The organism is Niabella pedocola (genome assembly GCF_021044425.1).
Taxonomy (GTDB): domain Bacteria; phylum Bacteroidota; class Bacteroidia; order Chitinophagales; family Chitinophagaceae; genus Niabella; species Niabella pedocola.
On the sequence record NZ_JAJNEC010000004.1, the window covers coordinates 544,621 to 566,650 of the forward strand.

General features: G+C 47.5%; 19 protein-coding genes. 6 read left to right on the forward strand and 13 right to left on the reverse strand.

The window, feature by feature from the left end:
- Positions 1-25 precede the first annotated feature (25 nt).
- Positions 26-784: a DUF3575 domain-containing protein gene (locus tag LQ567_RS06230; RefSeq protein WP_231003267.1), complete on the forward strand. Its 759-nt coding sequence runs from the start codon at positions 26-28 to the stop codon at positions 782-784.
- A 122-nt stretch (positions 785-906) separates the two neighbouring features.
- Here LQ567_RS06230 and LQ567_RS06235 read toward each other — a convergent pair whose 3' ends face one another.
- Positions 907-2,481, reverse strand: a complete 1,575-nt coding sequence (locus LQ567_RS06235) for a DUF6600 domain-containing protein (protein ID WP_231003269.1) — start codon at positions 2,479-2,481, stop codon at positions 907-909.
- Positions 2,482-2,760: 279 nt separating this feature from the next.
- Here LQ567_RS06235 and LQ567_RS06240 point away from each other — a divergent pair, with 279 nt between their 5' ends.
- Both LQ567_RS06240 and LQ567_RS06245 read left to right on the forward strand, forming a co-directional pair.
- Entirely contained in the window at positions 2,761-3,399 is a 639-nt protein-coding gene (locus LQ567_RS06240; RefSeq protein ID WP_231003271.1) for a J domain-containing protein, read from the forward strand.
- A 32-nt stretch (positions 3,400-3,431) separates the two neighbouring features.
- The gene (locus LQ567_RS06245) at positions 3,432-4,133 is read left to right on the forward strand and encodes a rhomboid family intramembrane serine protease (protein WP_231003273.1); all 702 of its coding nucleotides are present in this window, start codon (positions 3,432-3,434) and stop codon (positions 4,131-4,133) included.
- A 137-nt stretch (positions 4,134-4,270) separates the two neighbouring features.
- On the opposite strand, the gene LQ567_RS06250 is transcribed toward LQ567_RS06245, so the two are convergent.
- From LQ567_RS06250 to LQ567_RS06295, 10 genes are all read right to left on the reverse strand, one after another.
- Positions 4,271-5,044, reverse strand: a complete 774-nt coding sequence (locus tag LQ567_RS06250) for a LytR/AlgR family response regulator transcription factor (RefSeq protein ID WP_231003275.1) — start codon at positions 5,042-5,044, stop codon at positions 4,271-4,273.
- Positions 5,045-5,056: 12 nt separating this feature from the next.
- Entirely contained in the window at positions 5,057-6,184 is a 1,128-nt protein-coding gene (locus LQ567_RS06255; protein WP_231003277.1) for a sensor histidine kinase, read from the reverse strand.
- A complete protein-coding gene (locus tag LQ567_RS06260) occupies positions 6,181-7,173 on the reverse strand; it encodes an NAD-dependent epimerase/dehydratase family protein (protein ID WP_231003279.1) in 993 nt (330 codons plus the stop codon). Before LQ567_RS06260 ends, LQ567_RS06255 begins: the two co-directional genes overlap by 4 nt.
- Before the next feature lie 2 nt (positions 7,174-7,175).
- Positions 7,176-7,970 carry an SDR family NAD(P)-dependent oxidoreductase gene (locus LQ567_RS06265; protein ID WP_231003281.1) on the reverse strand — a complete coding sequence of 265 codons (795 nt, stop codon included), beginning with the start codon at positions 7,968-7,970 and terminating at the stop codon, positions 7,176-7,178.
- 8 nt (positions 7,971-7,978) lie between these two features.
- A complete protein-coding gene (locus tag LQ567_RS06270) occupies positions 7,979-8,605 on the reverse strand; it encodes an SRPBCC family protein (protein ID WP_231003283.1) in 627 nt (208 codons plus the stop codon).
- Between the two features lie 259 nt (positions 8,606-8,864).
- The gene (locus tag LQ567_RS06275; protein ID WP_231003286.1) at positions 8,865-9,572 is read right to left on the reverse strand and encodes a head GIN domain-containing protein; all 708 of its coding nucleotides are present in this window, start codon (positions 9,570-9,572) and stop codon (positions 8,865-8,867) included.
- A 35-nt stretch (positions 9,573-9,607) separates the two neighbouring features.
- A complete protein-coding gene (locus tag LQ567_RS06280) occupies positions 9,608-10,624 on the reverse strand; it encodes a hypothetical protein (RefSeq protein ID WP_231003288.1) in 1,017 nt (338 codons plus the stop codon).
- 58 nt (positions 10,625-10,682) lie between these two features.
- The gene (locus LQ567_RS06285; RefSeq protein WP_231003290.1) at positions 10,683-12,416 is read right to left on the reverse strand and encodes an STN and carboxypeptidase regulatory-like domain-containing protein; all 1,734 of its coding nucleotides are present in this window, start codon (positions 12,414-12,416) and stop codon (positions 10,683-10,685) included.
- A gap of 6 nt (positions 12,417-12,422) precedes the next feature.
- Positions 12,423-13,373, reverse strand: a complete 951-nt coding sequence (locus tag LQ567_RS06290) for a FecR domain-containing protein (protein WP_231003292.1) — start codon at positions 13,371-13,373, stop codon at positions 12,423-12,425.
- 3 nt (positions 13,374-13,376) lie between these two features.
- Positions 13,377-13,916: an RNA polymerase sigma-70 factor gene (locus tag LQ567_RS06295; protein ID WP_231003294.1), complete on the reverse strand. Its 540-nt coding sequence runs from the start codon at positions 13,914-13,916 to the stop codon at positions 13,377-13,379.
- A gap of 177 nt (positions 13,917-14,093) precedes the next feature.
- Here LQ567_RS06295 and LQ567_RS06300 point away from each other — a divergent pair, with 177 nt between their 5' ends.
- From LQ567_RS06300 to LQ567_RS06310, 3 genes are all read left to right on the forward strand, one after another.
- Positions 14,094-15,671 carry a M1 family metallopeptidase gene (locus tag LQ567_RS06300; RefSeq protein ID WP_231003295.1) on the forward strand — a complete coding sequence of 526 codons (1,578 nt, stop codon included), beginning with the start codon at positions 14,094-14,096 and terminating at the stop codon, positions 15,669-15,671.
- 8 nt (positions 15,672-15,679) lie between these two features.
- Positions 15,680-16,465: an SDR family oxidoreductase gene (locus LQ567_RS06305; protein ID WP_231003297.1), complete on the forward strand. Its 786-nt coding sequence runs from the start codon at positions 15,680-15,682 to the stop codon at positions 16,463-16,465.
- Positions 16,466-16,543: 78 nt separating this feature from the next.
- Complete coding sequence (locus LQ567_RS06310; RefSeq protein ID WP_231003299.1) at positions 16,544-18,424, forward strand: ABC-F family ATP-binding cassette domain-containing protein; 1,881 nt, start codon at positions 16,544-16,546, stop codon at positions 18,422-18,424.
- A gap of 152 nt (positions 18,425-18,576) precedes the next feature.
- Here LQ567_RS06310 and LQ567_RS06315 read toward each other — a convergent pair whose 3' ends face one another.
- Both LQ567_RS06315 and LQ567_RS06320 read right to left on the reverse strand, forming a co-directional pair.
- Positions 18,577-19,047, reverse strand: a complete 471-nt coding sequence (locus LQ567_RS06315) for a GNAT family N-acetyltransferase (protein ID WP_231003301.1) — start codon at positions 19,045-19,047, stop codon at positions 18,577-18,579.
- A 114-nt stretch (positions 19,048-19,161) separates the two neighbouring features.
- A complete protein-coding gene (locus LQ567_RS06320) occupies positions 19,162-21,852 on the reverse strand; it encodes an outer membrane beta-barrel protein (protein WP_231003303.1) in 2,691 nt (896 codons plus the stop codon).
- Positions 21,853-22,030: the final 178 nt, after the last annotated feature.

A 22,030-nucleotide genomic window follows, 5' to 3' on the forward strand; every position in this document is an offset into this window, starting at 1 on the left:
ACCGCCTGCTTAATCCATCGGAACCATGAATCCCAAACCACTGCTGTTTGTGCTGTTCTTTGCTGCATCATCATTGCATGCCATGGCACAGCAGGATACAGCAACCCGCCGCCGGTTCAACAGCATTAAGACAAATCTGACGTCCATTCCGCTTAAGAACTTTTCGTTGCAATACGAACGCATCCTCGGGAAACGCTTTTCTGTAGCCCTTTCGGGCAGGATGATGCCGGAGAGCACCATCCCCTTCAAACGCCTTATATTATCCAATATTGATGAAACCGAGGTCACAAAGGATCTTATTGAAAAAATACATGTAAGCAATTGGGCCATTACCCCTGAACTCCGGTTTTATCCCGGAAAAAAAGGATACGGACAGGGATGGTATATTGCGCTGTTTTACCGGTATGCTCAATATACATCGAACGATCTTACAGTGCGCTATGCAGATTATGGTGGCACGGATGGCACGGTGCTGCTGTCCGGAAAACTGGTAAGCAATACAGGCGGCCTGCTACTGGGTTTACAAAAATCATTGGGAAAAGCCCTCTGTCTCGATCTTTGGTTGCTGGGTCCTCATGTGGGTGCAGGCCAGGGCAACTTTACCGGCATACCCGACCGGCCATTAACGGAAAGTGAACAGGAAGAACTGCGCGGGGCATTGGAAGACATTCAAATAGCCCATGTTCGCTCATCGGCAACTGTGGATAGCCGTTTTGCCAACCTGAAGTTAAACGGACGCTGGGGTGGCGTGCGTGCAGGAATATCCCTGGGTCTGCGGTTCTAACACCGGAGGCAGGATCGTAGCCGGCAGCTTTTTCAACCATTCCTTATAAAAAAATCGGCCCCGGAAACGGGGCCGATTTCATACACTTTAAATTATGAAAAACTAAACCTTACCCATCTTAACTATCTTCTTCCGTTCTCTGAACGGCCTCTGCCTCCACCATCATTTCCACGGGAACCACCCCCTCTGGAAAAACCGCCGCCCTCACTTCTTTGCGGCGCGCTTCTTTGTACCTGCATCTCGCGGCTACGAACGGCTTCCTGCCGTTGGGCATTTTCCTGGCTGCGGCGGGCTTCCATCTGCTGATCGCGCTGCTGACGGGCCTGCTCCATACGTTGCGTATTCTCCTGGTTGCGGCGGGCCTCCATCTGCTGGTCGCGCTGCTGGCGGGCCTGCTCCATACGTTGCGTATTCTCCTGGTTGCGACGGGCCTCCATCTGCTGATCGCGTTGCTGGCGGGCCTGCTCCATACGTTGCGTATTCTCCTGGTTGCGGCGGGCCTCCATCTGCTGATTGCGTTGCTGACGCGCCTGTTCCATACGTTGCGTATTCTCCTGATTGCGGCGGGCTTCCATCTGCTGATCGCGTTGCTGACGCATCTGTTGATCCCGCTGCTGGCTTACAGCATCATTACCCCGTGCATTTTCGATCGTTCCCCGGCGCTGCCGGATGGCGTCGTTTTGCCTTCCCCCCGTGTTATTTTCCACAGCCCGGCCATCTTGTGTACGCCCGTCTGTAACTTCCCGGTTGCCGCGGCTTCTGCCTGCATTATTCCGATCATCTCTTCTGTCGATACCATTGTTGTTATTCTCATAACGGCCTCTTGTGACTTCGCTTCTTCTTCCGGCTTCCACGTTACCCCGGTTGCTGTTGCCACGTTCTGCCCGCGCAGCATTCCGGTCATATTCCTGTACACTTCTGGGAGCATACCGGGAATTATCATTGCCTCTTTGAACCGAAGGACGGTAAACAGAAACCTCATTCCGACCGATTGAAGTACGTCCGGGACGGTTGGCATCCCGTACACGCACCGATTGGATCCGGCCGGCATACCGTTCTACATCCGTGCGACGGGGGCCATTTGTATAATATCCCCTTCCGCGGGAGTTCCGGCCTCCATAGTTATTGATAATGGTCGTGTTGTTAATAATTGTAACATTATTCCGGTATGGATAATAGTATCGGTTAATATAACGGGAGCCCATATACCGGCAGGGAGCAAATGTCCAGTAGTCGTAAGGCGGGTTGTAACTGCCAAACCCGATATTGATACTGATGCCGGGACGTAGCGGGGCCCACCCGTAATAATCGCCGCCGCCTCTCCAGGCTACCCATCCAGGTGACCATTCGTAACCCGGAACCCAGAGCCATCCGTACATCGGATCGTAAAACCAGCGGCCATAGTGGAACGGAGCCCATCCCCAATCATAATCCGAAGCCCACATCCAGTCGTCATTATCCGCATACACCCAGCTACCATTTGTAGAATAGGGACGGAAATCTGACCCTACCCTGGGGCGCCAGGTATACCCGTAATCCGGATAATCGATCCATTCCCCGTAAGGGCTCAGCTCATCATAGAAGGTCTGGAAATTAATGCTTACCCCAACTCTTGGCTGAGCCGAAACCTTCTGAGAAACAGACAAAGCCAGCACCAGGAATAAACCAAAGCTCCATGTGGTAATAAGTCGTTTCATGTTTAAAAAATATTTTGTTTTGAGTTAAAATTGTTACCCGAGGCGGCAGGCATTTCGTGCTGTTGCTTTCTCTTATTTTATAGACGGTAATTTAGTGTTGAAGTTGTCAAATACCCGGAATACGAACAATAGTTATGAAAAATTTAAGCAAAAATCCTTAACATTTTGAAAAGAGCAAGGTTCCCGGAGTTTGGAAGCCGGATATTCAATAAAAAACCGGCGCCAAACAGCCCCCCCGATTCCTTCCCCTGCCGTAAATTTGCCGGTAAACCGTTTTATTTGAAGGATTATTATCAGATACTGGGACTTCCGCCTTCCGCCACTGCCGGCGAAATAAAAATGGCGTACCGGAAGCTGGCCCATCTGTATCATCCCGATAAAAATCCATCCAACGCTTACGCAGCCGCGCAGTTCAACCTGGTTAAGGAAGCCTATGACACGCTTACCCGGGCCGACCTGAAAGCGCAATACCTGCAGGAGCGCTGGCTCAGCCAAACCATGGGCAACCGTATGGAACCGGCCGTTTCCACTCCGCCCCAGGTATTGCAGGCGCTGCTGCATGCCCATCAGCAACTGATCCATTATGATGCATACCGGGTGGATAAAAAAGGGCTGTATCATACCCTGGAAGCACTCATCACGGGTTCCAGGATCGATATCCTGAATCAATTTAACGAAGAACCGGTCAATACAGAAGTGATCCGGTGGATGACCGACAGTATTTTTTTATTATACCCGGAGGATCAGCTGCGGATCCTGGAACAGCTGAAACAGATCAGCGCACCTGCCGGGAGCCGGGATCTTATTGAAAAAAAGGAAAAAGCCATCCGGCGGATGATGCGTTTTAACCGGTATAAGCCCTTTTTGATTTTAGGTTTAATTATCCTACTTTGCATCATCATCGCATATTCCTTATAAAAATCATTGGTTAATTTTAAACTTTATCCGTTATGATGCCAATCGGGGATGACAATACCGGGCGCACCCTTACACCCTATGTAAATTACCTGCTCATTGCCCTTAATATTTTTGTTTTTGTGTATTATCAGCGGTTCGGGACCAATATTGATTTTTTACTGAGCTACGCCGCCGTGCCGGGGGAGCTGCTTACCGGAGCGGATATTGTGGGTACCAACGGCCTCGGCCCCAGCCCTGCTCCTGTTTATACCACCATCTTTACTTCCATGTTCATGCATGGAAGCATTGCACATATTTTTGGCAACATGCTGTACCTGGCGATCTTTGGCGACAATATTGAAAACGCGTTAGGGCATTTCAGGTACCTGGTCTTTTACCTTTTATGTGGTGTGCTGGCCTCCCTTGCCCATGTGCTGATGTCGGCGGTATTGGGCGATGGCCTGCTGGTACCCAGCCTTGGCGCGTCCGGCGCTATTTCCGGTGTGCTGGGTGCTTACCTTGTTTTATTTCCCCGAAACCGGATACGCATCTGGGTACTGCTTTTCACGTTCCGCGTGCCCGCGATCATTACATTGGGTATTTGGATCGTCATGCAGATCGTAAGCCAGGTCAATATGATCGGCGGCAGGGAACAATCCGGGGTTGCCTATGCAGCGCATATCGGTGGCTTCCTGGCGGGAATGTTGCTTGTACGGCTTTTTATAAAGAAGCAGGAGGTTTCACGGGGGTTTTAGAATACATGCGCTGGTCAGCTATCAGTAATTAGCTGTCAGATGATTTGTCTTGATCTAAGAAGATACATGTTTAGCTGAAGGCTGAAGGCCGAATGCTGAATGCTGAATGCTGAACGCTGAAGGCTGAAGGCTGAAGGCTAAACACTTGCCTCCCGCCCTTCCAGCCAGCTTTTAAAAAGTGCTACGCGTTCACGGCTTACCACAGTATCGGTTTCCGCCTCTGGATTGAGCTGAAGGATCAGGCGGCTGTTATAGTAGCTGTTGATTTTTATAATGGCATCTATACATACGATCATTTTCCGGTTGATACGAAAGAACATCGTTTTGTTCAGCATTTTATCCATCTGATCCAATGAGTAATCCAGTGGCAGCTTCCGGCCGCTATGTGTAACGGCCTTTGTAATACCATCGGCATAACAAACACAGGCGATATCCTTCGATTTTACATAAACGATCTGGTTATTGGTGCGGCCTATAAAACGGGTATTTTCCTGCCGGTAGAAGGCTTCGGCAATACGGGAAAGATCCAGTGCAGGGCGCTCCTCCGTCTGCGGTCTGAAATAATTGAATTTCTGCAGTGCCCGCTCCAGTTCTGTTTTATCGATCGGTTTCATCAGGTAATCGATGCTGTGTACTTTAAACGCCTGCAGGGCAAATTTGTCATAGGCCGTTGTAAAGATCACCGGCATCCTCACTTCCGCCTGGTGAAACAGTTCAAAACAATTACCATCGGAAAGCTGGATGTCCATAAATGCTAGATCCGCCTGGTCGCCATATGCGGCCAGCCACCTGGCACCCTCGTCCACCGATTCAATTACCTTAAGCACCTTCAATTCGGGCACCATCCCTTCCAGTAACTGGATCAGCCGGTCTGCATTTAATTTTTCATCTTCAAATATGATCACCTTCATATTGTTGTTCTTTTAAAACTGGTCTTTTAATGTTTCCGGAAGAAAAGGAAGCCGCACCACAAAATTCCCGTCGGCTTCCCGGATATCTACCTGCTCCCCGGTGATCAGTTCATACCGTTTCCGGATATTGGAGAGTCCTACCCCCGTGGAGAAACGGATGCCGTTCCGCTTTCTAAGATCGTTGGTTACGATGATGTGCTGATCGGTAAAACAAATGTTTACGTGCAACGGATCATTCATAGCAAAACGATTATGCTTAACCGCATTCTCTACCAGCATCTGTAATGCCGAGGGCGGCAGCAATGAGTGTTGTTGTTTTTGGGAAGGCACATCTATATGAAAAACGATGGAATGCTGATGCCGTATGCGGATGAGAAACAGGTATGATTCGAGAAACGACAGTTCGGTCTGCAGCGAAACCAGGTTTTCTTCTTTCTGATCAAGAATATAGCGATAGCATTTTGAAAGTTGCGTAATGTATTCGGCAGAAAGATCGGCGCTCTTGTAAACAAGTCCGGTAAGCACACTTAAGGAGTTAAAAAAGAAATGCGGATCAATCTGACTTTTTAACACATCGTACCGGGCCTGCATATTTTCTCTTTTTAAGCGCTCCGCATTCAACCGGGCTTCCTGCCAGTTCTTATAATAAAACAGGATGCCGTTAAAGCTTAAGATCAGCAGGTAAAAAATAAATGCCCCAAAAATAAGATCGTAGCTTAAAGTGCTGAAGCTCTTCCAGGCCTCATAATTATCAAAGAAATAGATATCAAAAAAAGAATAGGTAAGCCCAAAAAGAAAAGCTGCAAAAACCCCAAACAGCACCAGGCCCAAACAGGGAAGAAGAATGGTGTAAGGAAATTTCTTTTTTGCGGTACGTCGCTGCAAGAAACCGGACAGGCGTTCGCCTGCCGTCCAGATCAGCAACCCCAGCAGTACAAACATCAAACTGAAGGACTGGGCTCTGAAAAACGATGCCCCGGCGGCAGTAGTGAAGGACATATCAAAAGACCGGAATACCACGCTGAAGCCATAGAGAATAATGATCCTTGCCAGGTATTTTACCAGCACATGCTGCAGCAACAGCTCCAATTGCCGCCTTGTCATTCTCCGGAGCATCAGTATCAGCGCACCTAATATCATATACCGGTATTATCATTTTTTTGAAACCATTCCAACGCCTCTTCCACAGCCACAGCAACCGGTGTGTACTGCAGTCCCAATGCCCGGGAAGCTTTCTGCCCGGAATAGTAATTCTGCAAACACAATAAATAGGCGGAGGCATAGTTCAGCTTTAGCCGCTTACCCAACAAGTGCCCCATAGCCGTACCCAACAGTCCGCCAATCTTTAATGCGAGCCCGGGAATACGCAATAACACTGTTTTTTGACGCGCCAACCGGTTTACGATCCGGAAAAATTCCCGGTAACTGAGGTTTTCTCCCGCAATCAGAAAGCAGTCGCCGTTTTCCCCGTTCCGGCAGGCAAAAACGATGGCCCGGCTTACATCCCTTACATGTACAAAATTCTTTCCCCCCGGGGGATAAAACAGGAACCCCTTACCCAATGCATATTTCAGGAGCTTGCCGGAACTGGGCTTCTGATCGTGGGCGCCGATCATAAATGTAGGATTCAGGACCAGGGCCGGCAACCCCTTTTCCACCACCGCCTCCAGTACTTTTTGCTGGGCAATGTATTTGGTATTGATATAGGGCGAATTGATTTTAAAAAGCGAAAAGGAGTTTAACTCTGTGCCCGGATATTCGAGCGACCCCGGTGCAATGGTATTGGCGGTACTGATATATACCAGCCGTTTTACATGGTGCAGCATACAGGCCTCAATAATATTTTCCGTTCCCCGGATGTTTACGGCTTCATAATCCGCTAATCCGATCCCCCACTGCTCCGTAAGTGAGGCGGTATGAACCACATAATCACAGCCGCTTACAGCCTCATTGACTGCGGTGGCATCTTCAATGGCACCATAATATACTTCGCAAAAAAGTCCGTTCAGCAGGTCGGCATTGGAAGATTTCCGGATCAGTACCCGCACTTCAAAACCATTTCTGCAGCACTCCAGTGCCGCATTATATCCCAGCAATCCGCTGGCTCCTGTAATCAATACTTTGGGCATATTTAATGTGTTAATTGTAATTCACGTTTGATGGCACCGGAGATCAGGCGTACTTTAAGCGTTGACGGGATCAGTCCCATTAATGCATGATTTATCTGGTTCCACCAGCCGGGAACGATCTCCGCCCTGCCGGCCAGGGTTTGCCGGATAATGCGGCTGGCCAGGTCTGTGGTAGAAAAAAGCCCGAGCCGGCCTTTATATCCCTGTAGCAGGATCCTGCGGGAAGTATCAGAATTGGTCATGATCGGTCCCGGATACGCAACACTTACGGATACACCTTTTTGCTGCAGCTCTTCCCGGAGCCCCAACGAAAAAGACGCCACAAATGCCTTCGATGCAGGATAAACGGTTTTATAAGCGATGGGCGAAAATGCCGCCATACTTGCGATGTTGAGGATAAAACTTTTTTCCTGTTGCAGCAACTGTGGCAGCAGCTCGCGTGTAAGCAAAGCAGTACAACCGATGTTGAGCTGAATAATCTTATCGATGAGTTGCGGGGCACAATCCAGCATCGATACCGTTCCGCCCATGCCGGCATTATTGATCAGGAAGTTGACCGGATAGTCTTTTTTTATGATGGCAATATGCGTATCAAACGCCACCCGGTTTGTAAGATCAAATTCAAAGACCCTTACGTCAATTCCATACAGGCGGACCAGTTCTCCAGCGGTGGCTTTAATGGTACTTCCCGGAAGCGCAATCAGGACCAGGTTCATTTTTAAACGGGCACAGCAAAGTGTAAAAGCACTTCCCAATCCGCTGCTGGCGCCGGTAATTAATGTATACTTTTTGTTCATATGCATTTTTATTGATGCTGCAGTAAAGATTTAAACCGTGCCATTGTTGTAAGGATGTTATCATACACAATAGGGTCCGAAACCCAGCGAGGTACGGTACCGCTTTTATTTGTAAGAATCTGGTAGGTGATGCGCGATGGCCGGTTCTCCTGCTGATCTACCGTCCATTTACCCGATGTGCCTTCCAGGCGGGTTACGTTTTTAAACCGGGGATATACCTGGTGTTGGATACTTTCAAAATAGATCGTATGGGATCCCGCTGTTGCGACTGTTGTATTGTAAAAATACTTCAGGCTACAATCCTGGTCTTCCATCGGCCATGGAAGGGAATAGCGGATGTAGTTTAACCATACGTGCTCATCGGGGGTTCTAGTAACCTTGTACTGGCTGGACCGCACATTCCAGCTGCTTCCCTTTCCGGCGTCCTTCAAAAGTCCTACCACATCTGTAAGACCGGCGCCCGGCGCATCAAAACACACTTTCAGTTCCCTTACCTTGCTGCCGTTATGCATTATCCATCGTTCATATAACATGATCCCGTTAGAAGTTTTTACCCATTTAAAATCGGCCGGACCAGCGGCATTTAAGAAACTGCCAACGAGTACCAGCAGCCATAAGAAAAGTATCTTTTTCATAAACTATTTTTTTTACAAACATAGATGCGTTCTTTACCCTTTTAAAACAATAATAGCTGAGCCGTAAGATTTCGGGTGTGGAATGTTGGTTTCCTTTTTGAACCGCATCCTGTTTTTGCGAATGAAGTATCGTTTAATTTTTTGTTTAAAGAACTTTAACAATATGCAGTGGATAAGGACCAACCGGCTTCCTTATCCACTGCATGTACGGGTGCAAACGGATAACGTTTTTAATAAACGGTGCCGCACGTTGAACACATCAGAGCGCTCTTACGTTACCGGATCCGGTAACAGACGCAGATATAACGGGGGTGCCCGCATAACGCAGATTGCCGCTTCCGGTAATGGTTACATTCAACTGATCTTTTGCCCACACTTTAATATTTCCGGAGCCGGTAATGCGCGCCTTCGTATCCCTGCTTTGCATTTGATGCGCATTGTAGTTACCACTTCCGGTGATGGTTACGTCCTGGTTATTACTTTCCCCGCTGTTAATGTTTATATCCCCGTCGCCGCTGATCTGGGCATTCAGCGTTGCGGCTTTTAACTTTGCAATGGTTACGTTTCCGGAGCCGGTCAGTTTTAAATCCATCGCAGCAGTTTCAATTTCGTCGACAGCATTAAAGTTCCCGCTTCCGGTGAGCGTTACCGCTGTAAGCGAAGGCGCGGTTACATACACCGTCACACTCCCCCTTTTAATGGATACATTATTCGGTGTGCGAATCACCAGCTTATCACCGATCACCTCTGTGATCACATAGCGCTGAATATTGTCTGCAGCCAATACTTCTACTTTAGATGCGCCGGTACGGTATTCCACATGCGCGCTGAAAGTGGTTTCAATCTTTCCAAACCCAGATACATTCCGTGTTTCGGTTACAGCAGGTCCATCGGGATAGACCTTTTTACAACTCTGGGCCAGGATTAACAACGCAGCAATAAAACTTAAAAAAAATGTTTGTTTCATTTTGTTCTGATTTTTATAAATGTTTGATGAATAAATTAAAGACGGATATTGATTCCTGCAACAGCGCCCGGCGCTACCAGGAGAGAGGATGCTCTTTTTTTGAATTTCCAGATATAGTGGCCGGCAAACAATTCTGAATCGGCCTGATCGGTGACATACAATGCGGGCCCGATCGTAAGTTCCAAGCCCGGAGTGATCTTCCAGCCCGCCAGTGCTCTCAACGATTCAACATGTCTGATAAAATTATGCACGTCGGTACGCGCCATAATAACGGCCTCCGTATTCATACGCAGGCGGCGGGTCAGCGGTATCCGGTATCCCAAACCGGTTTCCATTTGAAAAACCGTTTTTTTCTGATCCCTTGCCAGGCCGGCACCAATGATGCCATAGGTTTTATAACTGCCGGTACGCAGCAGTACGCTTGCCGATACGTCATCGTACACCTGTATCCCGATCTGCTTTTCGCCGTTTTTGATGAAGTTTAAAATACCAATGGGGTATGAAGAGCTGTCGGCAATGTTGACGAGGCCAGACAACTGCAGTCCTCTTACGGTTTTGGCTTTATTCACAAGGCCCGCGATCTGATAACCCGCATCATGTGTATTATTTACCAGGCCGGCAAGCTGAAGCAGGCTGTAGTGGCTGCTGTTGCTTAACCCGCCCACCTGTATAAAACCATTACCGGTGTTCTGGTTGTGTAATCCGGCAATTTGTATGCCTCTTCCGTTTTGAGCGGTATTTACCAGGCCGGCAATGGCAATGCCCTTGTCTGACCCTTTTACCCGGTTCATCAGCCCGCTGATCATTACACCGCGGTTGCTTCCATAAAGCGTGGTATGTAATCCGCCAATAGAGGCGCCTTTGTTATCCCGGTTTACACCCTGCAATACATGCAGCGCAAACGCGGGGCTTATTTCGCGGGCATATACGCCCTGGGTACTGATTGGAGTTACCAATCCTAAATGAACGGCTTTACCTGCTTCTTGCTGTGCCGCAAGCTGAAAACCGGTAACGATGAATGCTGGTAGTAAAATGTAATTTTTTATTTTCATATCTTTAGTAATGTATACCAGTAATACATCCTAAAGTGGTTTTACCCCTACGCCCTTATCAAAAAATATTTACGCCTACTACACAACCAAGATCCAGCGGATTTCGAGCGTTCCCGTTTAGAGAGATCATATTTTTCCGGAAACCGTTATACGCGGTTTGGTTGGATTCCTGTGCCGGAAGCTGGTATTGCAGCCGGGGGCCTGCAAACAGCTGCAGTTTTTTATGCGCCTGCCAGATCAACAGGGGTTGAAAGCTGATATTGTTATAATCGGTGTTAAAGTCATGCGCCGGTGTGTAAAATAAATTCACCAACTCCACGGCCATTTTTATTTTACGCCTTAATGTCCATTCGCTGCCCAGTCCATAGCCAAACAGGTAATACGGTACCGGGGTATATGCATTGATCCAGCCCACCTGCAGGATATTATACAACGCCTTACTTCCCGATTTATAGCTGATATTAACCTGGGCATTCTCCTGTACAGAAACTGAAAAAGCATGCTTGCCATTCCTGTGGTAGTTGAAAGGCCCCAGGGCTACACCATGCAGTGTATCGGCCATATTGAATACCCCTACCTGCAGACCGTTGATCTTTTTTGCATAGTTTACCAGGCCGGATACCTGAACGCCTGAGCCCATTGCACCAGTTATATTTATCAGGCCCGAAAGCTGTACTCCGGTTCCGAAATTGCGGGTACGGTTCATAATGCCCGATAACTGCATGCCTTTTTCCACCTGCCGTGCATTGTTGATGATCCCTCCTATCTGTAAGCCGGTGAAGGTTTTGCTTTCATTGTACAAACCGCCGATCTGCAAACCGGTTACAGCGCTTTTGTCGGCATTTGCCAGGCCACCCACCTGCAATCCACGCACCGTATCCCCGGCATAATTATACAAACCGCCGATCTGCACACCGCTTACGCTGCCACCTACAAGATTCGCCAGGCCGCCCACCTGTACCGACCGCACGTGTTTCTGTACGATATTAAACAGGCCTCCTATTTCCAGCGCATCTACCTGTGCGGCGTATCCGCCCAGTACATTAAACGACAGTTTATTTTCCTGCTGTCCTTTCAACACGTTTTTGGTGGCAATGCCCGGAAGCAGTCCTAACTGAAACTTCTGTTGATAAAAATAATTTTTAAGGTTGATACTGCTGAGCCGCTGCCGTGTACCAATGAGCCTGCGCGCCAGCCAGTGCCGCTGTACCGATGTCATGCGTACTTCATTCTCCTCCATGATCCGGGGTACCAGCGGAACGGTCAGGGCCGGATTGTTCTTACTGTCGATCGTTAAAACAGTGTCATAATAAGAGATACGGTTTACGGTTAACGCCAGCTGCTGTGTTAATGGCGCTTTTAACGAAAAAAAACCCTGCTCGTCCGACATGGTTCCAATCTGCAGCTCGGGTATATATACGCTTACATAAGCCACCGGTGTTTGATCGGTATGATCAATAAACCGGCCCTGTACCACGATATGTGGCAACTCCTTTTTCCGGATTACGACCTTATTGTTTTGAATAATGTATTGGTACTCGTTGTCAAATAACAGATCCAGGATTTCCCGCACCGGCTTGTCGGACGCGGTAAAAGACACCCGCTTCTGATTTCTGATCAACTGGTTGTCGTAGGAAAAATAAAACCCGGCCTTGGCCTCAATCTGCATCAGCGCCTCATACATGGTGATGTTCCTGAAATCGACGGTAATCACTTTTTGTAACAGGGCCGGCTGTGCGGATGCCCATAAGCCGGAAATAAACAGCAGTGCGGTAAAAAAGAACTTTTTCAAAAAGGTTTATTTAGTAATGATATAATGGTCGTTTTGCTTACGCCAGGTAGCATTGATCATCAATGCGATGTTCTCCATTACCTGTTCCGGCGATTCATAAGATAAATAAGTGCTGGTGATCCGCTTGCTGCCGATGGCGGGGTCAAACTGCACATCGACATTGTAGAGCTCTTTAAGAATATTCGCCAGGCTGTCAATGCGCATATTATTACACCGGATGGTTTGCGTTTTCAAAACGGTTTCAATTGGGGTACGGATCTCGCGCAACTGTAGTTGACGGGTTTTATTATCCTGCACAATCTTTTGACCGGCCACTGCGGTTACAGTCTGGTTGCCCAGCGTTGCTTTTACTTTTCCGGAATGCACATATACCGTATTAAAGGCCGTGCGTTGCTGTATCGTAAAGGAGGTACCCAATACCTGCACATCCATGGCATTACTATTATGGATGATGAACGGCTTATCGGGGTTCCGGGCGATATCAAAGCGCGCATCTCCTTTTAAGGTTACGGTTCTTGTTTTTTTATTAAACGCCCGGTCTAATTCCAACACACCATTGGTGTATAACTCAATGGTACTGTTATCTTGTAAATGCACTTCGCGGGTGCCGGCGTCAGCTACAAACACCGGAGGCCCGGGTCGATACCAAACGAAGAGCAGCAATACGATCCCTGCAAGCGAGGCTGCAACGGCCGCTGCCCGCCACCATTTCAACGAAACGATCCGGCCCTGGCTCTTTACCGCGGGTGCCTGGTCGATCTGCGCCTGGATCCGGTCCCAGGCCCGCTCCTTATTATAATAGGTATATGCCAATTGATTCCTGGATTGTTCCCATACCCGGATGGTTTTGTCATAAATGCCCTGGTGTGCAGGATCCTGCTGCAACCATTGCTCTACCGCTTTGCGTTCCGAAGCATCCAACAGCTGCTCATGATAGGCTATCAGTTTATGCTCCATATCTTATACATTGAAAAGTTGATAAATGAATAAAAACAGCAGGCTCACCAGGTAAGCCGCCAGGCCGCCACGCAGGAACTTCAATGCTTTTGTCATATGATTTTCCACCGTTTTTATCGACAGGTCCAGCTCCTCCGCCACCTCCCGGTAGCTCAGTCCCAATTGCCTGCACATATAAAAAACAGTGGCACATTTCTCCGGAAGGCGATTTAAAAGTCCCTGGATCTGCTCCTGCAATTCCTTTTGCTCCGCCTTATTGCCATGGTCGGCTTCCGTTCCCGTAACCCTTGCTGTATGCGCGTATACCGCCTGCACCCCTTTGTGCTTTAGCTGGTTGAGGCATTCATTACGCACTGCCGTATACAGGTATGCTTTTACAGATGCCACCTGTATGGTATTGCGGGTTTCCCAAAGCTTTATAAAAATATTCTGCAGAATGTCTTCTACATACACTTCCGATCTCAGTATGGAACAGGCATACCCGTACAATGCCTCATAATGAAGATCAAAAACATGTTTATATTGAGCCTGGTCCAAAGCCATTCTAACCTGCAAATATACTAGCGCTGTTACTGAATACAATCGAAAGAGCTTTTACCCCTATCCCCCGAAAAAGATTTTTTTTCTTTTCCGGCCTTCCGGCTTCTAAACCCCACGTTAAAACCACCTGTCCATGCCATTCACCTGCTTTTTTTTAGCTATCTTTAAAAAAATGTGCGCATGAAGAAGATTTTTACGCTGGTGCTTATCCTTGTTGTCACCGTTGGTTTTGCCCAGGATGGTTACTGGCAGCAACACCTCAAATATGATATGCAGGTAACCCTGAATGACAAAACCCGCTCCTTAACCGGCAAACAGGCGATCCAATATAAAAACAATTCCCCTGAAACGCTCGATTTTATCTGGTTCCATATCTGGCCCAATGCCTATAAAAACGACTCTACGGCTTTATTTAAACAGATCCGGAGCGATCTTTCGCGAACGGAGAAGCTGGAGGCCGTAACTTACGGTTCTATTGATGGCCTGAACTTTAAAGTGGATGGCAAACCGGCCAAAACAGCGCCGCATTCCAACCCTCAATACATCGACATTATAAAGGTATTGCTGCCCGAGCCGTTAAAACCCGGCGCCACGGCTACTATTACCACCGATTTCAACGTAAAGCTGCCTTCCTATTTTTCGAGATCCGGCTTTGCCGACGGGGAGTTCATGATCTGCCAGTGGTATCCCAAACCCGCAGTATATGATAAAAACGGATGGCACGAGTTTCCCTACCTGGATATGGGTGAGTTTTATAGCGAATATGCCGATTACCAGGTTAAAATAACACTGCCTGCGGATTATGTGGTAGGCTCTACGGGCGTTTTACAGGATAAGGAAGAACTGGAGCGGTATAAGTCGATCGGGGCCATGAATGCTGCCGGCCGCAATGCCCCGCCTAAACTTTACAAACCGGCAAAAGCAGGTTTGAAAACGCTCACCTATACGGCGGAAAATGTACCGGATTTTGCGTGGTTTGCTGAAAAAGGACTGGTTATCCAATATGACACCATACAGCTAAAGAATAAAACGGTGGATGCCTTTACCTATTACCATAACCAGCCGGGTACGTTGTGGAATAACAGTATCGACTATGTAAAAGACGCGGTACAGCACTACAGCAAATGGATCGGCGAATACCAGTACCCCACCGTACAGGCTTTTGAAGGCCCCAAAAATAATTCCAGCGGGGGTATGGAATATCCGATGATCACTTTAATTACCTGTCCCGATGCCACCAAGGAATACCTGGACGGCGTGATCGCCCATGAAGTAGGGCATAACTGGTTTATGAGTATGCTGGGTTCTAACGAACGGGCACATACCTGGCAGGATGAAGGATTAAATACCTATTACCAGTTCCGGTACGAAGCGGAAAAATACCGGTACAATTCGGTGGCCCGGGAATCGATTCCTGAAGAGGTCAAAAAACTGCCCGCAAAGGAGTTCCAGGAACGCCTCTATTTTGCGCTTTCGCAAATCCCCATGCAAAGCATGATTGAGCAGCCCGCTGCCGATTTTAAAACCTCCGAGGATTACGGATTGGTTTCTTATATCAAAACCTCCATCTGGATGTACCTGCTGGAGCGCCAGTTTGGCCAGGATAAAATAGACCAGGCCTTCCGCGATTATTTTAACACCTGGGATAATAAACATCCGCAGCCGGAAGACATGAAAGCTTCTTTTGAAAAGAGCCTGGGTACCAGCATGGACCGCTTTTTTGCACTTTTAAAAAAACAGGGTTCCCTTACTCAATAACTATTTGTATGCAAATTTCTTTAAACGGTAAAAAAGCACTGGTAGGCGCCAGCAGCAGTGGGTTGGGAAAAGCGATCGCCCTGCAGCTGGCAGCATCCGGTGCCACGGTAACCCTGTTGGCCCGTAACGAAGCGGTACTGCAGGAACTGGCAGCCACATTGCCGCGTCCCGGGCAGCAGGAGCATCAATACCTTGTGGCGGATTTTTCAGACATCGACGCCTACAAACAAAAGATGGACGATTATTTTGCCGCCAACCAGGCCGACATACTGGTAAATAATACCAGCGGTCCCAGCGCAGGCACGGCACTGGAAAAAAAAGACGCCGACTATGTAACCGCATTCAACCTGTTGTTCCGCACCGTTCAATACACCACTGAAAAGGCATTACCGCATATGATCGCTAACCGGTTCGGGCGCATCATTAACCTTACTTCCCGGTCGGTAAAAGAGCCCATTGAGGCGCTGGCCTTGTCCAATACCATCCGCTCAGCTGTGGTTACCTGGGGTAAAACCCTGGCCACGCAGGTGGCAAAAGACAATATCACCGTAAACAACATTCTTACCGGAAATTTTGAAACCGACCGTATCCTGGAACTTTATGAACGGGAAGCTGCGGCCAAAGGATTGCCACTGGAGACCTACAAGGCGCAGGCCCTGGAAACCATCCCGATGAAGCGTTTGGGCCAACCCGAAGAAATGGGGAACCTGGTCACCTTCCTGGCTTCAGCGCAGGCCGCTTATATTACCGGAACCAATATTGCCATCGACGGGGGATTGATTAAAAGTGTATAAGATTTCCGGGGTTCGCACGCAACGTTAACTTGCCCCCTGAAACGTGCAACTTGAAACCTGAAACCTTACCTTTGCCGGATGCATTATGTTTCTGCGGAAGGATTAGGAAAAAGTTACGGGATCCAGCCCCTGTTTTCAAACATTTCGTTCCATATCGAGGAAGGTGATAAAGTGGCCATCGTGGCCCGCAACGGCACGGGCAAGTCTACCTTGTTGAAAATCCTGGCCGGAAAGGAAACACCCGATAACGGCAAATTGTGGATCCACAAAGATGTGGAAGTGATCCTTTTTGAACAGGAACCCGACCTGGAAGACGAACTTACCGTTTCCGACAATATTTTTTTCCATGATCATCCTACGGTAGCAGCGATACGGGAGTACGAACTCGCCAGTGAAAGCGGCAATGCAGATCGTATCGGCCAGGCGCTGGTGCGGATGGATGAACTGAATGCCTGGGATTTTGACTCCCGGGTGAAACAGATCTTTGGCAAACTCAATATCCACCACCTGGATCAGAAAGTAAAAACCCTGAGCGGCGGTCAGAAAAAAAGAGTGGCCCTGGCCCGGACGCTGATCGACATTGGCTTTGAGCACAAACACGTACTGCTGATTATGGATGAGCCTACCAACCATCTTGATGTGGGAATGGTGGAATGGCTGGAGCATTTTCTGGGAAAGGAAAATGTAACGCTGGTACTGGTTACCCACGATCGCTATTTCCTGGATGCGGTTTGCAATGAAATATGGGAAATTGAAGGCGGTGAATTATTTGTGCACCGGGGCGACTATGAATACTATCTCGATAAAAAAGCACAACGGCTTGAGAACCTGAACGCTTCTATTGATAAAGCCAAAAACCTTTACCGCCGGGAACTGGAATGGATGCGCAAACAGCCGAAGGCCCGTACCACCAAATCAAAAAGCCGCGAAGATAACTTCTACAACATCGAAAAAACGGCAAAACAGCAGGTAACCGACGACCAGGTGCAGCTACAGATGAAAATGAACCGGCTGGGGGGAAAGATCATCGAGCTAAAAAAAGTATATAAATCCTTTGGAGACAAAAAAATACTCGACGGGTTTGACTACACCTTTAAAAAGGGCGAACGCGTAGGCGTGATCGGGAAGAACGGGGCAGGAAAATCAACGTTTATCAATATCCTGCAGGGTATGGAATCTGCAGACAGCGGAAAGATCAATGTGGGTGATACCGTTGTGTTTGGTAATTATTCGCAGCAGGGCCTTATATTAAAAGAAGATGTACGGGTGATCGAGTTTGTAAAAAACATCGCAGAAAATTTTCCGCTGGCTGATGGAAGCACGCTTAGTGCCTCCCAGTTTCTTCAGTTATTTCTTTTCGACCCAGATAAACAATACACCTATGTGAGCAAATTAAGCGGTGGTGAAAAAAGACGGCTGCATTTGCTCTCCATCCTCTTCCGCAATCCCAATTTCCTGATCCTGGATGAGCCCACGAACGACCTGGACCTTCCTACCCTTTCCGTACTCGAAAACTTCCTGAGTGAGTACCCGGGTTGCCTCCTGATTGTTTCGCACGACCGGTATTTTATGGACCGCCTGGTAGACCACCTGTTTGTTTTTGAAGGAGACGGGGTCATTACGGATTTCCCCGGGAACTACACACAATACCGCTTACAGGAAAAGCAGCAACCGGCGCCGGCGCCGCTTCCCGCCAAGGAATCTGCTGCCCCGGCAGCCGCTACTCAAAAGCCCGCCGGGAAAAAAGTGTCCTTCAAGGAAAAAAGGGAATATGAACTGCTGGAAAAAGAAATTGCGGCACTCACTTCCGAAAAGGAATCCATTACAGCCCAGCTATCCGGCGGCAGTTCTAATTTTGAAGAACTGGAATCGCTGTCCCGCAGGATCGGTGAAATTACCCAACTATTAGACGAAAAAGAAATGCGCTGGCTGGAGCTGAGTGAATTGATTGATGGGTGAGAGCGGTGTTCTGGGTTTCAGGTTTCAAGTTTCAGGTTACGTTTCAGGTCGGATGTGTATTTGCATGCCGGAGTTTTGATGCGCTGTGCTTCTTACCACCCGCCAGGCCAGCATCTGTATACCGTTTTTTCAGGCCGCACAGTGCCGGTTGATTATAAGGGTAGTCGCATCTCCAGCAAATTGGCACGGAAGCCGATTTTTTGGTAGGATCTTTTTGCGGCTTCATTTTCCTCGTAAACATCCAGGCGCGCCTCGGTTAGCCCTTGCCCTTTAGCCCATTCAAGCAGCTTTTGTATGATGCGTTGATTTACTCCCATACCCCGGAAAGCCGGCTTTACATACATAAACCCCAGGTAAGCATATTCCTGGTATTGCTGATAGGGTTTTGCCGGTACTATTTTTGCATAACCGGAACCGATGATTTCGTTTCCTGTAACGGCAAGTAGCACGGTGGCCGCCGGCGACCGGATCAATTCAAGAAGATCATAATAATGAATGATGCCCGCTTTTAAAGAATCATCAAACGGCCGCTCGGCCTCTATGATCTTTTGCTCAAATTCCAAAAGCGTTTCCATATCCGTTGCTGTTGCCGCTCTTATAAAAAGGTCCCTGCCTAAAATCATTGTTTCTTATTTACAAGTGTTCGTATCATTTTTTGTTGGTTTTTCATATGCTATCAATGATGACCATTTCTATTCATCAATGTAATGCCCTTTGTTCCTGCTTCAACTTCATATTTACCGGGCCCTGCTATTTTCATTTTCCAGGGATGAACTCCTGCTTCGCGGACCTTTCATTGAACCATTCGTAAACCTGTAAGTAAAGTTAAGCCGCAGCTGGCGTGATTCATAATATCCGTAATTTCTTAAATAAAACCCCTCATATTGCTGCACAGACCTCAACTGATTTCCCTTATAAATATCTGTAGCCACCAGTCTTATTGTGGCTTTTTCATTCATCAGCTTTTGTTGAAGGCCGATATCAACCTGGCTATTTCCGCGGGCTATTTCATTTGCCCCGATCAGCCTTTTGCTGTTAAAAAATCCAGAAACTTCTGCTGTAAGTTTGGAAGACAGTTTAAATGTCTGTTGCAGATTCATCCGCGCAGCCATTTGTTTCAGATTGAAATTTCTGAACTGGTCGAACGCTACGATGTTATGAACCTGGTAAACCGTGCTGTTAAAGTTTAGCTCCCACCATTTATTCACCGCTTTGTTTTGCGTGAGGGACAGCGCCATATTTTTTTGAACCCCCAGATTTAACGGTCTGAAAATAACTACCGAACTACCGGGAATACCATCATTTACCCGGGCACTGTATTGGTCGGTATAAGCATAGGTAAGTCCAACAATGGTTGCGCTTTTATACACATATTGCAGGGTTGCCCTGTGTGTCATTTGAGGAAGGAGCCCGGGATTTCCCTGCCAGTACGAAACATCATCCAACAAATAAACAAACGGGTTCAGATCCGGGTAAGCAGGACGATCAATGCGCCTGGAATACGCAAGAGAGACTCCGGAGTTTTTATTTGCCTTAACCGATACACTAAAGGAGGGGAAGAAATCGGTATAATTTCTCGGGGTCTTCTCTTCCTTTTCAATATCATTGAGCTGATAGTTTAATACTCCGCCGGACATCGTATTTTCCATGCGCACGCCCGCCTGAAAATCCCATTTGCCGAGTGTCTTTTTATAATTGATATAGGCCGCGGTAACCCGCTCCGTATATTTAAAAGTACTGGTTCTCTGGTCATCCACACTATCGCCGGTTGGCAACTGGTGATAAAACTGCGCATCATTATCAGATACAATATTTGCATATTTGGCCCCGGTCTCAAATTTCCCCTTAAACAGGTTTGTCGCATAATCGAACCGGAATCCTTTAAGATCCATATCAATATCATTTAACGAGCGATAAAGATTTTTCCGTACAACACTGTTTTGTTGGGAATAAATATTTGATTGCCGGTTAGCATTCCCCTTATCAAATGTACCGTAATCCAGATCGAAATTAACGGTACGCCCCAGGGAATCTTCATATTTATAATTTACATTGGCCGTATACCGCATGGTTTTTTGATAGTAATAGTCGTTTTCGGCGTTCAAAACCTGGTCAACTGCGGTAGCCGTTCCATGGCCGATATTTGTTTTGGTTTGGGTTAGCCCTCCTCCAAAAATTGAGGAGGCATTCAATAATATACCTACAGTGTTCTTTTTGTTGATTTCATAGTCGCCTCCCAAACGGAGTCCCATATTCATGCGTTTATCGGTATCATCCGTATGACTGTCAAACAAATTCCCTTCCTGGATCCGGTATGAATCGTAGACATAGGTCCGGTATCCTAAAAAATGATTATAGCTACCAAATATATTAACCTGTTTTTTTCTATAATTAAATGAAAGGTCCTGAACATGTTTTAATGTGGCGCCGTAGTTAAGTCCACTGGTTAATGTTCCGTTGAAACCTCTGATTTTTGATTTCGTGGTCTTGATATTGATCATACCCGCTGCACCGGATGCATCATACTTTGCATCCGGGCTATTGATCATTTCGAAAGATTTAATACCGGACGACGGCATAGATTTCAGAAGGTCGATCAATGCTGCCCCCGACAGATAGGTTTGCTTGCCATCGATCAAAATAATTACACCCGCTTTACCATTTAACAATATCGTTCTATCGTTGTCAATATAAACGCCGGGTGCCTTTTTCAACGCCTCAAATGCGCTGACCCCCTGGGCATCGATGCTTTTTGCTACGTTGTAAACAATAGCGTTCGGTTCAACGGTTATCAGTGCTGCTTCATTTTTAACAACCACTTCCTGTAAGGTTTGGGGCAACAACGCCAGCGCTATCGTTCCGAAATCTTTATTCTGGAGCGCGAATGATGCGGATCTAAAGTCTTTATATCCCGAATAAGACACTTCTAACACATACCTCCCGGCAACAGCGTAAGGCAGCTTAAATTGCCCCAGGCTATCAGTATGCGTCTGGAACACGCTTTTATCATTCCCGTCCTTTAAGGCAATATTCGCAAATGGCAATCCAGCCTTTTTCTCATTTACAACCCTTCCCTGTAACACCTTATCCGTAAGCCGGATCTTAGAGGCAGCGGCCAGTTCAATCAGGCCAAAGTCCTTATCGGCAGTGCCAGTCAATTCCAATTGATAATCGTTGTACCCGGAATACGATACAACCAAAATGGAGCCGAGCCCCAGTGAATCAGAAAAATTAAAATACCCGAAGCGGTCAGTGGAAGCATTTAAAACAGCCGTACCATCCTTATTTAGAACACGAATACCGGCCGCATGTACCGGGGCTTTATGCGCATCAACAATACGTCCTTTCAATTGCCTGATAACACCCTGGCAAAATGCGTCGGCACTGTTAAGGAAAGACAATAAGAGCAAAGCAGCTATTTTTTTCATGTTTTCTTATCAGTTAGAACAGGTCATTCAGGACGGCCCGGATGTCATATGATGAACCCGAAACATTTCTTTTTCCATACCCATTCCGGGTTGTCTATTTTTATCCGTATGCCGGATTGCCGGCAGCAGCCGTCTTTTGGCTGTAACAGCGGAACAACGGACCTTTTAAGATATGCGT

Bases quoted from the DNA above. Each gene is read 5' to 3' on its own strand.
- LQ567_RS06230 (WP_231003267.1), top strand. From the start codon at position 26: ATGAATCCCAAACCACTGCTGTTTGTGCTGTTCTTTGCTGCATCATCA.
- LQ567_RS06235 (WP_231003269.1), bottom strand. From the start codon at position 2,481: ATGAAACGACTTATTACCACATGGAGCTTTGGTTTATTCCTGGTGCTG.
- LQ567_RS06245 (WP_231003273.1), top strand. From the start codon at position 3,432: ATGATGCCAATCGGGGATGACAATACCGGGCGCACCCTTACACCCTAT.
- LQ567_RS06250 (WP_231003275.1), bottom strand. From the start codon at position 5,044: ATGAAGGTGATCATATTTGAAGATGAAAAATTAAATGCAGACCGGCTG.
- LQ567_RS06255 (WP_231003277.1), bottom strand. From the start codon at position 6,184: ATGATATTAGGTGCGCTGATACTGATGCTCCGGAGAATGACAAGGCGG.
- LQ567_RS06260 (WP_231003279.1), bottom strand. From the start codon at position 7,173: ATGCCCAAAGTATTGATTACAGGAGCCAGCGGATTGCTGGGATATAAT.
- LQ567_RS06265 (WP_231003281.1), bottom strand. From the start codon at position 7,970: ATGAACAAAAAGTATACATTAATTACCGGCGCCAGCAGCGGATTGGGA.
- LQ567_RS06270 (WP_231003283.1), bottom strand. From the start codon at position 8,605: ATGAAAAAGATACTTTTCTTATGGCTGCTGGTACTCGTTGGCAGTTTC.
- LQ567_RS06275 (WP_231003286.1), bottom strand. From the start codon at position 9,572: ATGAAACAAACATTTTTTTTAAGTTTTATTGCTGCGTTGTTAATCCTG.
- LQ567_RS06280 (WP_231003288.1), bottom strand. From the start codon at position 10,624: ATGAAAATAAAAAATTACATTTTACTACCAGCATTCATCGTTACCGGT.
- LQ567_RS06290 (WP_231003292.1), bottom strand. From the start codon at position 13,373: ATGGAGCATAAACTGATAGCCTATCATGAGCAGCTGTTGGATGCTTCG.
- LQ567_RS06295 (WP_231003294.1), bottom strand. From the start codon at position 13,916: ATGGCTTTGGACCAGGCTCAATATAAACATGTTTTTGATCTTCATTAT.
- LQ567_RS06300 (WP_231003295.1), top strand. From the start codon at position 14,094: ATGAAGAAGATTTTTACGCTGGTGCTTATCCTTGTTGTCACCGTTGGT.
- LQ567_RS06305 (WP_231003297.1), top strand. From the start codon at position 15,680: ATGCAAATTTCTTTAAACGGTAAAAAAGCACTGGTAGGCGCCAGCAGC.
- LQ567_RS06310 (WP_231003299.1), top strand. From the start codon at position 16,544: ATGCATTATGTTTCTGCGGAAGGATTAGGAAAAAGTTACGGGATCCAG.
- LQ567_RS06315 (WP_231003301.1), bottom strand. From the start codon at position 19,047: ATGATTTTAGGCAGGGACCTTTTTATAAGAGCGGCAACAGCAACGGAT.
- LQ567_RS06320 (WP_231003303.1), bottom strand. From the start codon at position 21,852: ATGAAAAAAATAGCTGCTTTGCTCTTATTGTCTTTCCTTAACAGTGCC.